This is a genomic window from Nocardioides sp. NPDC006303 (assembly GCF_040613175.1).
In the GTDB taxonomy this organism is placed as follows: domain Bacteria; phylum Actinomycetota; class Actinomycetes; order Propionibacteriales; family Nocardioidaceae; genus Nocardioides.
Window position 1 is genome coordinate 50,935 of record NZ_JBEXRR010000015.1, and the last position, 13,317, is coordinate 64,251.

15 protein-coding genes are annotated in these 13,317 nt (G+C 69.1%); 9 read left to right on the plus strand and 6 right to left on the minus strand.

Features of this window, described 5'->3' with window-relative positions:
* Positions 1–10 precede the first annotated feature (10 nt).
* On the minus strand, positions 11–1,585 hold the full coding sequence (locus ABZY89_RS13685) for an alkaline phosphatase D family protein (protein WP_355227915.1): 1,575 nt from the start codon (positions 1,583–1,585) through the stop codon (positions 11–13).
* 188 nt (positions 1,586–1,773) lie between these two features.
* On the opposite strand from ABZY89_RS13685, the gene ABZY89_RS13690 reads away from it, so the two are divergent.
* Positions 1,774–2,217, plus strand: coding sequence for a hypothetical protein (locus tag ABZY89_RS13690; RefSeq protein ID WP_355227917.1), 444 nt, complete (start codon positions 1,774–1,776; stop codon positions 2,215–2,217).
* On the opposite strand, the gene ABZY89_RS13695 is transcribed toward ABZY89_RS13690, so the two are convergent.
* On the minus strand, positions 2,190–3,434 hold the full coding sequence (locus ABZY89_RS13695) for a sigma-70 family RNA polymerase sigma factor (RefSeq protein WP_355227919.1): 1,245 nt from the start codon (positions 3,432–3,434) through the stop codon (positions 2,190–2,192). The genes ABZY89_RS13690 and ABZY89_RS13695 overlap by 28 nt on opposite strands.
* Positions 3,435–3,472: 38 nt before the next feature.
* Between ABZY89_RS13695 and ABZY89_RS13700 the strand changes: the two genes are divergently transcribed.
* From ABZY89_RS13700 to ABZY89_RS13720, 5 genes are all read left to right on the plus strand, one after another.
* Positions 3,473–3,841, plus strand: a complete 369-nt coding sequence (locus tag ABZY89_RS13700; RefSeq protein WP_355227921.1) for a YciI family protein — start codon at positions 3,473–3,475, stop codon at positions 3,839–3,841.
* A gap of 15 nt (positions 3,842–3,856) precedes the next feature.
* Positions 3,857–4,804: a hypothetical protein gene (locus ABZY89_RS13705; RefSeq protein ID WP_355227923.1), complete on the plus strand. Its 948-nt coding sequence runs from the start codon at positions 3,857–3,859 to the stop codon at positions 4,802–4,804.
* Positions 4,805–4,865: 61 nt separating this feature from the next.
* Positions 4,866–6,746 carry a translation elongation factor 4 gene (gene lepA / locus ABZY89_RS13710; RefSeq protein WP_355227925.1) on the plus strand — a complete coding sequence of 627 codons (1,881 nt, stop codon included), beginning with the start codon at positions 4,866–4,868 and terminating at the stop codon, positions 6,744–6,746.
* Between the two features lie 378 nt (positions 6,747–7,124).
* Positions 7,125–8,426 (plus strand): DUF222 domain-containing protein, encoded by a 1,302-nt coding sequence (locus tag ABZY89_RS13715; protein ID WP_355227927.1) that lies wholly within the window; start codon positions 7,125–7,127, stop codon positions 8,424–8,426.
* A gap of 69 nt (positions 8,427–8,495) precedes the next feature.
* Positions 8,496–8,843, plus strand: a complete 348-nt coding sequence (locus ABZY89_RS13720; protein WP_355227928.1) for a hypothetical protein — start codon at positions 8,496–8,498, stop codon at positions 8,841–8,843.
* Here the strand turns inward: ABZY89_RS13720 and ABZY89_RS13725 are convergent.
* The gene (locus ABZY89_RS13725) at positions 8,833–9,414 is read right to left on the minus strand and encodes a hypothetical protein (protein WP_355227930.1); all 582 of its coding nucleotides are present in this window, start codon (positions 9,412–9,414) and stop codon (positions 8,833–8,835) included. The two genes, ABZY89_RS13720 and ABZY89_RS13725, sit on opposite strands and share 11 nt — an antisense overlap.
* A gap of 80 nt (positions 9,415–9,494) precedes the next feature.
* Between ABZY89_RS13725 and ABZY89_RS13730 the strand changes: the two genes are divergently transcribed.
* On the plus strand, positions 9,495–9,971 hold the full coding sequence (locus ABZY89_RS13730) for a pyridoxamine 5'-phosphate oxidase family protein (RefSeq protein ID WP_355227932.1): 477 nt from the start codon (positions 9,495–9,497) through the stop codon (positions 9,969–9,971).
* Between the two features lie 31 nt (positions 9,972–10,002).
* Positions 10,003–10,455, plus strand: coding sequence for an NUDIX hydrolase (locus ABZY89_RS13735; RefSeq protein ID WP_355227934.1), 453 nt, complete (start codon positions 10,003–10,005; stop codon positions 10,453–10,455).
* On the opposite strand, the gene ABZY89_RS13740 is transcribed toward ABZY89_RS13735, so the two are convergent.
* On the minus strand, positions 10,440–10,964 hold the full coding sequence (locus tag ABZY89_RS13740) for a cupin domain-containing protein (RefSeq protein ID WP_355018123.1): 525 nt from the start codon (positions 10,962–10,964) through the stop codon (positions 10,440–10,442). The genes ABZY89_RS13735 and ABZY89_RS13740 overlap by 16 nt on opposite strands.
* Before the next feature lie 54 nt (positions 10,965–11,018).
* Between ABZY89_RS13740 and ABZY89_RS13745 the strand changes: the two genes are divergently transcribed.
* A complete protein-coding gene (locus tag ABZY89_RS13745; protein WP_355227936.1) occupies positions 11,019–11,924 on the plus strand; it encodes an aminoglycoside phosphotransferase family protein in 906 nt (301 codons plus the stop codon).
* Between the two features lie 6 nt (positions 11,925–11,930).
* Here ABZY89_RS13745 and ABZY89_RS13750 read toward each other — a convergent pair whose 3' ends face one another.
* Entirely contained in the window at positions 11,931–12,806 is an 876-nt protein-coding gene (locus tag ABZY89_RS13750; protein WP_355227938.1) for a hypothetical protein, read from the minus strand.
* The gene (locus tag ABZY89_RS13755) at positions 12,803–13,279 is read right to left on the minus strand and encodes a SigE family RNA polymerase sigma factor (RefSeq protein ID WP_355227940.1); all 477 of its coding nucleotides are present in this window, start codon (positions 13,277–13,279) and stop codon (positions 12,803–12,805) included. The genes ABZY89_RS13750 and ABZY89_RS13755 overlap by 4 nt, the downstream gene beginning before the upstream one ends.
* Positions 13,280–13,317 lie beyond the last annotated feature (38 nt).

Consider the following 13,317-nt stretch of genomic DNA (forward strand, 5'->3'; position numbering starts at 1 on the left):
CCCGGAGACCCTAACGGAAACTCGGGTCCAGCGTCCTCGTAAAAAGCGCACCCCCGTCGACGTCGCGGAGGGTGACGGTGAGCTGCTGCGTACGTCCGTCGATCTCGACCTCGCCGAAGAATTGGAAGCCGTCGGCGGGCGAGGCGTTGGCGGCCGGGGGAGCGGCCACGAACTCGGCGGCCGGACCGAAGGTGGGGTCCAGCTTGTTGGGGCCGAAGGCGCCGGCGTTGAGCGGGCCGGAGACGAACTCCCAGAACGGGTCGAAGTCCTGGTAGGCGGCGCGGCCGGGGTCGTAGGAGTGCGCGGCCGTGTAGTGGACGTCGGCGGTCAGCCAGACGTGGTTGCGGATGCCGAGGCGCTTGAGCCCGGTGAGCACCTTCGCGATGTCGAGCTCGCGCCCGAGCGGGGCGCCGGCGTCGCCCTGGGAGATGCCCTCCTGCAGGGTGCCGTCGGGGACGACCAGGCCGATCGGCAGGTCCGCGGCGATGACCTTCCAGGTGGCGCGAGAGGCGGCCAGCTCGCGCAGGAGCCAGCGGGTCTGACGCTCGCCGAGCACGCCGCCGTCGGCGCTCGTCTCGGCGTCGGTCGTGTTGGCGTCCTTGTGGGTGCGCATGTCGAGGACGAAGAGGTCCATCAGCGGGCCGTAGGAGAGCTTGCGGTAGATCCGGCCGTCCGGGTCGGGGGAGGCGTCGCCGACCGGGATGTACTCGTGGAAGGCCTGCTTCGCGCGTGCTGCGAGGACATCCACACGGCGCTCGGTGTAGCGGCCGTCGTCGGGGAGGATCTCGCCCGGGTACCAGTTGTTGGTGACCTCGTGGTCGTCCCACTGCGCCACGATCGGCGTCTGGGCGAGGAACGCGCGCCAGTTGTCGGCGAGCAGGTTGTAGGCGTACTGCCCGCGGAACTCGGCCAGCGTCTCGGCGACCTTGTGCTTCTCCTCGGTGACGATGTTGTTCCAGACCCGTCCGTCCGGAAGGGTCACGGTCGAGGTGAGCGGGCCATCGGCGTAGACGTTGTCGCCGGAGCTCAGGAAGAAGTCGGCCTCGCGCGCCGCCATCGCGGGCGCGATCCGGAAGCCACCGAAGTCGGGGTTGGCGCCCCAGCCCTGTCCGGCGATGTCGCCGGACCACAGGAACCGGATGTCCTGGCGGCGTGCCGGAGCGGTACGCAGCCGGCCCAGCTCCCAGGCGCTGCCGCGTCGCGGGTCGTCGGGGTCGACGGCACGGACCCGGTAGAAGTAGTCGCGCCCGGCCTCGAGGCCGTCGACCTTCAGCTCTCCGGTGAAGTCGCTCCTCGCGGTCACCACCGGCCCGCTGACCGGGCGGGCCCGGCGGAAGGACTCGTCGGCCGAGATCTCCGCGACCAGGCGAGAGGTCTTGTCCGCGCGGCTCCACAGGACCCCGCCCCGGGCACCGACGTCTCCGGACTGGACGCCATGGGTGAGGGTCGGGCGGTTGCCGCGTACGAAATTGGCAGGGCCGAAGGCGGGTGCTGCGTGGGCGGTGGCTGCGGTCGTGGGGATGACGAGTCCGGCACCGGCGGCGGCACCGAGGCCGAGGACGGAGCGGCGGTTGAGTGGGGTCATGGACCAAACCTGCCGATTCCGGCGGAACGACCGGTGAGTTCCGCGGGTCGTGTCGGTGAACACGTACGCGAAGGGTGCCGTCCCCGGGTGAAAGAAAAATTTCTTTCACCCGGATGTCGAGATCACCGGGCGGGCTCCGAGAGAGGGGTGAAGGCCGGAGACGCCGGCCGCACACGAGGAGCGACATCATGAACGACGAGTACGCCATGCCCGCAGTGCCCGCACCGAGCCCCGGTGTCCGTGCCCTGGACCGGCTCATCGGCACCTGGAAGGTGACCGGCGGCGCGGACGGCGAGGTGACCTACCGCTGGATGGAAGGCGGCTACTTCCTGCTTCAGGACGTACGCCTGGAGCAGTTCGGGCAGGTCACGACCGGGATCGAGGTGATCGGCAACCTGCGCCCCTTCGGCGAGGAGCCCAGCGCCGACGTGCACTCCCGCTACTACGACAACACCGGCGCCACCCTCGACTACGTCTACGAGCTCGACGGCGACACGCTCACCATCTGGGGCGGGGAGAAGGGCTCGCCGGTGAAGTTCGTCGGCACCTTCGACGAGACCGGCGACGTCATGACCGGCGAGTGGGACTACGCCGGCCAGGGCGGCTACGAATCGACGATGACGCGGGTCTGATCCGCGCGTCGGAGCAGGTAGTCGCGCTCGGCCTCGTTGGCGGTCAGCTCCGCAGCCGCCCGGAACTGGGCGGCTGCGGAGGGATCGCGCCGCTGGTCCAGCAGGTGCGCACGCACCGCCAGGACCCGCTGCGCGGTCAGCGGATCGCCGGCGAGGCCGTGCTCGGCGTCGAGCTCGTCCAGCAGTTGCAGGCCGACCACCGGGCCGAACGCATGAGCCGCCGCGACCACGCGGCCCAGGCGGACCGGTGCGGTCGGCAGCGTACGTTCCAGCAGCAGGTAGAGGCCGAGGATCTCGTGCCAGTCGGTGTCCGCGGCCGACTCCGCGTGGGCATGGACCGCGGCGATCGCCGCCTGGAGCCGGAACGGGCCCGGATCACCGGCGTCCCACACCTCCTCCAGCACGGCCAACCCCTCCTCGATCAGCGCCCGGTCCCACCGGGAGCGGTCCTGCTCGGCCAGCGGCACCAGGCCGAGGTCGGGGTCGGTGCGTGCCGGCCGCCGCGCCTCGGTGAGCAGCATCAGCGCCAGCAGACCGGCGACCTCGGGCTCGCCGGGAGCGATCCGGGCGAGCATTCGCGTCAGCCGGATCGACTCGTGCGCCAGGTCGACCCGGCCCAGGTCGGCGCCGGCAGTGGCGGTGTAGCCCTCGTTGAAGACGAGGTAGAGCACCTCGAGCACGGCGCTGATCCGATCGGCGCGCTCGTTCTCTCCGGGCGGCGTGAACCGGGCGCCGGCCTTGCGCAGCGTCTGTTTCGCCCGGCTGATCCGGGTGCCCATGGTGTTCTCGGGGACGCCGTACGCATGGGCGATCTCGGTCGTCGTCAGCCCGCCCACGGCGCGCAGCGTGAGCGCCACCTGTCCGCTCCGCGACAGCGCCGGATGGCAGCACAGCAGCAACAGCGTCAGGCTGTCGTCGGTCGCGGCCGCCGGGCCAGTTGGCGTGACGACCTCGGCGATCCCGACCTGGAGCTCGCGGCGGTGGGCCGCCTGCTCGGAGCGGAGCAGGTCCACCATCCGGCGGTAGCCGATCCTGGTCAGCCAGGAGCGCGGGTTCTCCGGAACGCCGTCGCGCGCCCACTGGACGCTCGCGTCCAGCAGCGCCTCCTGGACCGCGTCCTCGGCGGCCTCGAACCGTCCGAAGCGGCGGACCAGGGCGCTCAGGACGTACGGCGCCTCGGTCCGCAGCAGGTCCTCGAGTGCCGCCGGTCCGGTCATGCCGACAGAGCCTAGTTTCGGGGACTAGTTTTCGAGGCATGAAATACCTGATGCTGGGCTACACGCCCGCCGACGCCTGGGACCCATCCGAGACGGCCTCCGAGGAGGCGCTCGCGGCGTTCGCGGAGTACCAGAAGTTCGAGCAGGAGCTGGTGGCCAAGGGCGAGCTGGTCAGCACCGAAGGCCTGGGGCACCCGGCGGTCTCGGTCACGGTGCGGCCGGGCGAGAACGGTCCGGTCGCGACCGACGGTCCGTTCGCCGAGCTGAAGGAGGTGCTGGCCAGCTTCGCGATCATCGACGTGGCCAGCCAGGAGCGCGCCATCGACATCGTGTCGCGAATCGTCGCGGTCCTCGGGGAGCCGATCGAGATCCGGCCGGTGATGGGGGACGACTTCGCGCAGGTGTGACCCGCTGGGATGCGGGTGGCAGTATCTGCGGTGATGTGGGCAAGAAAGAACCTGTTCGCCGCTGTGCTGCTGCTCCTGACGGCGCCGGTGCTGTTCGGCTGCGCCCCCGAGCCCCCGGCTGAGGCCGAGTCCACCTCGCCGTCGATGCCCACTAGTCCGGCGCCCGAGACGTCGGCGAGCGCGCCACCACGCGCGCCGGAGTCGCTGGAGATCCCGTCCGTCCCGCCCGCCGACGATCGTGGGATCGTCGAGGGCGGTGATCTGAGCTGGCCGCAGTGTCCCGAGGGGATGGGCATCAAGGAGCGTCGGACGCTGGGGCTGCCGATGCCGCTCGCCTCGGCGGAGTACGTGGTCATCGGGCTCACCAACGGTCCGGCGTTCACCCCCAACCCGTGCTTGGCCTCGCAGGTCGAGTGGGCCAAGAAGAACAAGGTGATGACCTCCGCCTACGCGGTCACCTCCTACCCCCGTGACGCCACGATCCGTGAGTACGGCGGCGAGGGACCGGGCGACCCGGACACGAAGATCGGCCGGCTGACCAACGTCGGCTACCAGCAGGCGGTGTGGAATCTCGAGGCGATGGAGCGCGCCGGCCTGGAGTCGCCCTCGGTCTGGATGGACGTCGAGCCGGTCGCGGTCTGGGAGTGGTCCGATGACATCGAGGCCAACCAGGCGGTGGTCAAGGGAGCGTTGGCCGGCTACCAGGACGCCGGGAAGCGGGTCGGGGTCTATTCGATCGAGGGCCTGTGGACGCCGATCGTCGGCGACCTGCAGCTGCAGCTGCCCGAGTGGCGCCCGGCAGGCGAGGCATCGCGGGCCGCGGCCCTGGAGCGGTGCGGTGGCGAGTGGATGTTCCAGGGCGGCGCCGCGGTGATGGTGCAGTGGCTCGAGGACGGCCGCGACCGCAACGTGACCTGCCCGGGCGAGTCGGTGCAGCTGCCGCTTTGGTTCCATCAGTACTGAGCGTGGGACAATCGAAAGAAGACGTACGTCCCCCTCAAGAGACACAGAGCGAAAGCAGCCCGTGCCCACGAACTCCGCGCCGAAGCCTGGGTCCACCGACCCGGCGATCATCCGCAACTTCTGCATCATCGCCCACATCGACCACGGCAAGTCGACGCTGGCCGACCGGATGCTGCAGCTGACGGGTGTCGTCGGCGAGCGTGAGGCCAAGGCGCAGTACCTCGACCGCATGGACATCGAGCGCGAGCGTGGCATCACGATCAAGTCGCAAGCGGTCCGCATGCCGTGGACGGTGGCGGAGGGCAACGAGGCGGGCGCCGAGCCGGGCACGTACATCCTCAACATGATCGACACCCCCGGTCACGTCGACTTCACCTACGAGGTCTCCCGGTCGCTCCAGGCGTGTGAGGCTGCGATCCTGTTGGTCGACGCCGCGCAGGGCATCGAGGCGCAGACGCTGGCGAATCTCTACCTCGCGATGGGTGCGGACCTGCAGATCATCCCGGTGCTCAACAAGATCGACCTGCCGTCGGCCAACGTCGAGAAGTACGCCGAGGAGCTGGCCAACCTCGTCGGCTGCGACGTCTCGGACGTCCTGCTCACCTCCGCCAAGACCGGTCTCGGCGTCGAGAATCTTCTCAACGAGATCGTGAAGCAGGTGCCGGCGCCCGTCGGCGACCCGGATGCTCCTGCGCGGGCACTCATCTTCGACTCGGTCTACGACACCTACCGCGGCGTGGTCACCTACGTCCGGGTCTTCGACGGCAAGCTGACCCACCGCGACAAGATCAAGATGATGTCGACCAACGCGGTCCACGAGATGCTCGAGCTCGGTGTGATCAGCCCGGAGCCGATCAAGGCCGATCACATCGGTGTCGGCGAGACCGGCTACCTGATCACCGGCGTGAAGGACGTGCGCCAGTCGCGCGTGGGTGACACCGTCACCGGCAACAACCGTCCGGCCGAGGAGATGCTCGGCGGCTACTCCCACCCCAACCCGATGGTCTTCGCGGGGCTCTACCCGATCGACGGCGACCAGTACCCGGTGCTGCGCGAGGCGCTCGACAAGCTGCAGCTCAACGACGCGGCCCTCACGTACGAGCCGGAGACGTCGGGCGCGCTCGGCTTCGGCTTCCGCGTCGGGTTCCTCGGCCTGCTGCACATGGAGATCACCCGCGACCGTCTCGAGCGGGAGTTCAACCTCGACCTCATCTCGACGGCTCCCAACGTGGTCTACGACGTGATCATGGAGGACGGCTCCGAGCACATCGTCACCAACCCGTCGGAGTTCCCCGAGGGCAAGATCCGCGAGGTCCGCGAGCCGGTCGTCAAGGCCACGATCCTCTCGCCGTCCGACTACATCGGCACGATCATGGAGCTGTGCCAGAAGAAGCGCGGCACCCTCGGCGGCATGGACTACCTCTCCGAGGACCGCGTCGAGATGCGCTACGTCCTCCCCATGGGCGAGATCGCCTTCGACTTCTTCGACCAGCTCAAGTCCTCGACCAAGGGGTACGCCTCGCTGAACTACGAGTTCAGCGGCGACCAGGCCGCCGACCTGGTCAAGGTCGACATCCTGCTCCAGGGCGAGCCCGTCGACGCGTTCTCCGCGATCGTCCACCGCGAGGCCGCCTACGGCTACGGCGTGATGATGGCCGGCAAGCTCAAGGAGCTCATCCCGCGGCAGCAGTTCGAGGTGCCCATCCAGGCCGCCATCGGCGCCCGCGTCATCGCCCGCGAGACCATCCGCGCCATCCGCAAGGACGTCCTCGCCAAGTGCTACGGCGGCGACATCTCGCGTAAGCGCAAGCTGCTGGAGAAGCAGAAGGAGGGCAAGAAGCGGATGAAGATGGTCGGCCGCGTCGAGGTCCCCCAGGAGGCCTTCGTCGCCGCGCTCTCCACCACTCAGCCCTCCACCGACAAGGGTGCCGGGAAGAAGTGACCTGCCGCTGGTCGAGCCGCCTTGCTCGCTGGTCGAGCCGCCGGAGCCGCTAGGCGGAGGCGTGTCGAGACCAACACGGTTCGCTTCCGCGAGAAGGCTCGCTTACGGGCTGTGTTTTCGTTTCAGGGTTCGCCGCCGACCCTTGCTTTGAGTGTTTCTCGATCGCGCACCGCGTCAAGGACGCCCTTCGGGCGCCGGCTTCGCCGGCCGCTTCGCGGTCCTTGACCCGGCACCCGATCGAGAAAGATTTCGCCTGTATCGGGGCGGCGGCGAGAGAGTGGCGCGGTGCTCAGGTGTCTTGTTCGCTGACCGCGTAACTTGGGTTTGACCTGCTTAAATAGGTCGCGGCGGGATGCTAGATCGCATATAATAAGGCGCATGTACGAGACCATCGACCGCCACCTCCTCGCTGGGCCGCCTTCGGGCGCGTCCGAGGCTGAGCTGGTTGACTGGATTGCTGGTCTCGAAGCGGTCAAGTGCACCGCCGAGGCGGTCCAAGCCGAAGCGGGGGTCCGTCTCGAGGAAGCCGTCCGTACCCGCCAGGCCGAGGCTGGGGTGCCTGCCCGCAGGCTCGGCGAAGGGGCCGCCTCCCAGGTCGCGCTGGCGCGGCGGGTCTCGCCCGAGAAGGGCGCCAAGCTGCTCGGCCTGGCGAAGATCCTGATCGAGGAGATGCCGCACACCTTCGCCCTGATGAAGGCCGGGCTGTTCTCGCAATGGCAGGCCACCATCCTCGCCCGCGAGACCGCATGCTTGTCGTTGGAGGACCGCCGGGTCATCGACTACGACCTCTGCGCACCCGGCTTGAACGGCGAGCCCGCTCGTGCGGTGTCGATGGGGCTACGGCAGCTCGAGAACGCCGCCAAGAAGCTCGCCATCACCCTGGACCAGGAGTCCGTCGTCGCAAGGGCTGCGAACGCGACGCGAGACCGTCGAGTCACTCTCCGGCCGGCCCCGGACACGATGACTTGGCTCGGCGCGCTGCTGCCAGTCAAGGACGGCGTCGCCGTCTTCGCAGCGCTCGATCAGGCGGCCAAGGCTGCCCACGCTGCCGGCGATGAACGGACCCGGGGTCAGGTCATGGCCGACACCCTCGTCGACCGGATCACCGGCCGCAGCACCACCGATGCGAAGCCGCGGATCGAGGTCAAGATCGTGATGACGGCCGACTCCCTCACCGGCGACGCCGATCAGCCGGCCATGGTGGAGGGCTACGGCCCCGTCCCCGCCGCCTGGGCTCGTGAAGCACTCAACGATGCCGAGGTGTTCGTCCGGCGCCTGCTCACCGACCCCGCCGGGCGGCTGGTCGCGATGGAATCCCGATCACGCAAGGCACCCGACGGGCTCGCGGAGTTCATCACCACCCGTGACGGCGGGATCTGCCGCACCAACGGCTGTGACGCCCCGATCCGCAACATCGACCACGTCGAGCGCCACGCCGACGGCGGCACCACCAGCGCCGAGAACCTGCAGGGTCTGTGTGAGCGATGTAATCAGGCCAAGGAAGCGCTCGGGTGGCGGGCCAGACCGGGACCCGACGGCAGCATCATCACCACCACACCCACGGGCCATACCTACATCAGCCCGCCACCCGACACCTGGGCACCGGATCCACCACCGGGACTGTCGCCTGCGGAACTCAGGCTGCGCGACGTACTCGTCGCTCACACGCTCGCGGCCTGAGGCGCGACGCCTTACGCTCGACGGTAGAGACAGCCTTTCCCGGGGGCGACGAGACGGGAGAGGATTCGAATGCGATCCGATGAGGAGCGCTCGGGCGCCCGCGGCTGGGTGTGGTGGTACGGGCTGTTCCTCGGCTGCCTGCTGCTCGCGGCGGGAGCGGCAGAGACCGTTCGGGTCGTACGCAGCGGGGACGGCGGTCTTGCCTTCTGGTTCGGCACGCTCGTCGGTGGGGGCGTGCTCGTCTTGGTCGGCACGCTGCTGCTTCCCGGCAGGCCTCGGACGGGGTTCATACTCACGGCGATCGGTTGTGTCGCGGGGTTGCTCCCGACCATGTGGACGCTGATCGTGCCCGTGATGCTCGTGGTGCTGATCGTCGTGAGCGGCAGCCGAGCCATGGCGGCGCCGGTCAGGCGCTGATGAGCTCGATGCTGTCGAGGACGACGTCGAGGTCGTCGAGCCGCTGGTCGATGTCGTCGGGGTTCTGCCAGAACACGCGGATGCCGTTGGCCTGCACGTAGACGCAGTCGAAGGGCGTGCCGTCGGAGTAGGACCACCAGCTGAGCCGCTCGCCCTCCAGGTCGCCGAAGGTGTCGGTCGGGGCGTCGTAGCTGACATCCTTGACGTCGTCGTCACCGCCGCTGTCCTCGAACTCCTTCAGCTCGTCGTTCTTGTCTGCGAGCGGCTCCTTCTCGCCGACCCGGATGCTGAAGAAGCGCTCCTCGGACGTACGCCAGGTGCACTGGCCGCCGGGGGTCTGGTCGCTCGGACCGGTGGACTCCGGCTCGAACTCCTTCGGTACGTCCAGCCTCAAGATCACCCGCTTCCCGCCGATGGCCCCCCGACACTCGGCGGCGGTGAACCCCTCCGGCGTCGAGGTCGAGGACGCCGGGAACGGCGTCGGTGCGTCCGTCGTCACCGGCCCCGAGCCGGCACCGCAGGCCGACGTGGCAGCGATCAGGACGATCAAGGGTGCAGCCCGAAAATGCATGCCGGCTAGTTCATCACAGCACCGGTTATGCGCAAGAACGGTCGGGTCGGCCGGGGGCGGGCGGTGGTTGAGTGAGGCACATGCGTACAGAACAGATTCGGTTTCCGGAGGGATACGGCACGCCGAGCGAGCTGCTGGCCTGGGAGGACGTACGTCAGCAGCTGGTCGAGGCGAAGCAGTTCTGGTTCGCGTTCGAGAGGCCGGGGCGGAGTCCGCACGTGACGCCGCTGGACGGGATGTGGTTCGAGGACAAGCTGGTGTACGGCGGCAGCCCGGAGACGTTGCACCGGCGGCTCGCGGCCGAGCATCCGAAGGTGACGGTGAACCTGCCGGATCCGTGGAAGCTGGTCGTCATCGAGGGCGAGGTGCGGACAACGACCTTCGCCCCGGCGACAGCTGAGGAGATCGCGGGGCTGCTCAACGCGAAGTATCCCGAGTACGGCGAGAACGTCTTCGAGGCGAAGCACTACATCGAAGGGGCGCCGGCGGTGCATCCACGGCGGATCCGGGCCTGGACCTCGTTCCCGAAGGACGCGACTGCCTTCGTCTTCGACTGACTTCCGGCTGGTCCGCGCTAGTCTCGCAGGGATGCACTTCACCGACTACGACACTCGGGTGGCGGCGTACGCCGTCATCGTCGACGACGCGGGGCGGATCCTGCTGAGCTGGTTCAACGGCAACCACCGCAACGACCCGGGCTGGACGCTGCCGGGTGGCGGTGTCGACTACGGCGAGCAGATGCCCGCCGCAGTCGTGCGCGAGGTGAAGGAGGAGACCGGCTACGACGTCGAGGTCGGGGCTCCGCTGACGACCGACGTGTACGTGGTGCCGTTCGACCCGGGTCGCCGCCCCTATCAGTCCACCCGGGTGGTCTTCGAGGCACGGATCGTCGGGGGCGAGCTGGGCACGCTGGAGGTCGACGGAACCACCGACTACGCCGCGTGGATCGGGCTGGACGACCCCGCGATCGGAGCCGACACCACCAGCCCGATCGTCCGGATGGGGATCGCGGCCCTGAAGGTCGCTCAGTCGACCCAGTAGTTGTCGTGGAGCTTGTAGAACTCGGCCATCTCGTCCGGGCCGAGCTCGGTGCCCTCGGCCAGCTCGCGCAGCCCCTCGAAGTAACCCTCCCGCGGGGCGCCCGGAGTGAAGTGGAGCAGCATCGAGGCGGGCTCGTCGGTGGTGTTGCGGAACCCGTGCAGGCCGCCGACCGGCACGTGCACGAAGTCGCCGGCGCCGGCCGGGATCCACTCCTCGCCGTTGTAGATCCGCACGGTCCCGGTCAGCACGTAGAACGACTCGGCCACGGCACGGTGGAAGTGGGGCCCGGGGCCGGTCTCGTTGGGACCGAAGTGCCAGCGGTAGAGGCCGTAGTCGCCTGCCGTCGTCGCGCCGGTGGCGAGATAGTCGACCTTCACGCCGTTGGGGTAGGACAGGTCGGGCGGGGTGGTGTCGGGGCGGTAGAACGCCGAGACCTCACCGGCCTCGCCGTCGTAGCGCTCGGGCGGGTAGGGAACACCTTTGGTCCCCATCGACTCTGGAAGTGACATGGGCACAACCTGCCCGATCCTTCCGGGGTTGGGAAGCGGATTAAGGTGGCTCGCGTGACGCCGCTGCCAGACTCCTTCGTGGCACTCGCGGCGAACGGTCCCGACTGGGCAGCGTGGCTCGACCGCCTCCCCGGGCTGGTGCGAGATCTGCTCGAGGAGTGGTCGCTGACACCGGACGGCGAGGCGACGCACGGCAGCACCGCGGTCGTGGTTCCCGTGCGGACCACCGAGGGCGAGGCCGCGGTGCTGAAGGTCGGCTGGCCCCACTGGGAGGCCGAGCACGAGGCGCTGGCGCTGCAGACCTGGGGCGGCCGGGGTGCCGTACGCCTTCTCCGGGCCGACCCGAAGCGCTTCGCGCTGCTGCTGGAACGGCTGCACGCCGAGGACCTCTCGGAGCTCTGGGATGTGCAGGCGTGCGAGATCGTGGGCGGCTTCTACCGGCGGTTGCACGTTCCGGCTCCGCCGCAGCTGCGTACGTTGTCGGCGCAGGCCGCACGCTGGGCGAGCGAGCTGGGGGAGTCGGAGCGGCGGCTTCCGGTGCCGCCGCGGATGGTCGAGCAGGCCCGCGCGATCGCCCGCGACTTCGCCGCCGACGAGGCCACCGACGGGAAGCTGATCCACACCGACCTGCACTTCGACAACGTCCTGCGAGCCGACCGCGAGGAGTGGCTGGTGATCGACCCGAAGCCGCTCTCCGGCGACCCGCACTACGAGCTCGCGCCGATGCTGTGGAACCGCTTCGAGGAGTATGCGGGGCGGATCCGCGACGGCGTACGCGATCGATTCTTCGCCCTCGTCGACGCCGCCGAGCTCGACGAGGACCGCGCTCGGGCCTGGGCGGTGCTGCGGCTGGTTGTCAACGTCAAGGACGAGGTCGAGGACAACCAGGCGCCCGACAAGGCTGGACCTGATAAAGAGTGGATCACCGCGATGATCTCGGTCGCGAAGGCGGTCCACTGAGGGCCCTCAGTCGACCGGCCAGGCCTTTGGCGGCACCGGCTTGCTGCCACCGACCCGCTCCCCGTCGGTGTCGTAGGCCGCGAAGCCGGTGGTGGTGTCGTCGTCCAGGTTCGGTAAGCCTTCGGTGCTCAACCAGGCGACGGCGATCCCGCCGTTGAGGGTGCCGTCGACGTATCCGTCTCCGATGAAGAACTTCACCGACGTGACCTCGGCCGGCACGGGCAGCATGAAGTTGATCGTGTTGGTGTCCCAGCCGCTGGTGAACTGTTCCCGGTGGTCCGTGTTGGGGAAGGGTCTGATGCGGCTTGCTGAGCCCGCGGCGTCCTCGGCCCTTGGCTGGCTGGAGTCGGTCGTGAAGGCCTCGCAGTGCACCAGGTAGTCGTCGGTCAGGAACATCGCGCGCAGGACGTTGTGATGCTCGGGCCCGACATCGGTGCGCCGCTCGGCGAAGATCGGGTAGAGGCGTGCGGGATCGATCGTGTCCGGCAACGGCGGACTTTCGGGGCGGCCGCCTGGGATCATGCGCCACCCGTTGGCCTCGTCGTAGGCGTCTTGATTGGCACTGCGCAGGCAGCTGCGTTCGAGCGTCGCCAGCTCCTTGTCGGAGACATTCGTGGGTTCACCGCTCCAGGTGAGCACCTGCTCCGGACGGGACGGCGAGGTGCTCTGGTCCGCGGGCGCGAGATCGATCGCCAGCGGGCTACGTCCGAGACCGGCGAGGACGATCCCGGTCACGACGAGACACATACCGGCAGCAGCGGCGGTCAGCAGTGACGTACGCCGCCGGCGGAGCCGGTCCCCGCGGACCCGGATGTCGGCGAGCGGGCGGTCGAGGGTGAGGTCGCTGCTGGTGCGCAGCTCGTCTTCGAGGTCGATGCTCATGAGCGAGCTCCTTCGGTGGCGAGGTCGGCTCGCAACTTGGCAAGCGCTTGGTGCAGGTGGGCCGAGACGGTTCCGGCGGAGATGTCGAGGGCGGCAGCCGTGGTCGTCGTGTCGAGATCGAGGATGTAGCGCAGCGCCACCACCTCGCGCTGCCGCTTGGGCAAACGGCGCACGGCGGCGATGAGGTCGCGGCGCCCGTCGAGGTCGGGTTGGTCGCTGCGTACGTCCTGAGGAGGGCCGACCTCGCGGCGTCGCTTCCGCCACGAGGAGATGTCGGCGTTGACCGCGGTGCGTACGACCCAGGCAGCAGGCGATCGGGCGTTGCGTACGGTGCGCCACCGCGCCCAGGCACGGGCGAAGGCTTCGGCCACCGCGTCCTCGGCGCGCGCCGGATCGACCCCGCTCGCGATGGTGGCTCGCAGGCAGCGGTCCTTGTGGGTGGCGTAGAACGCACCGAACTCGTCGAAGTTCACAGCCTCTTGACGCAGCAGCCCTCGGATCCCTTTAGGCG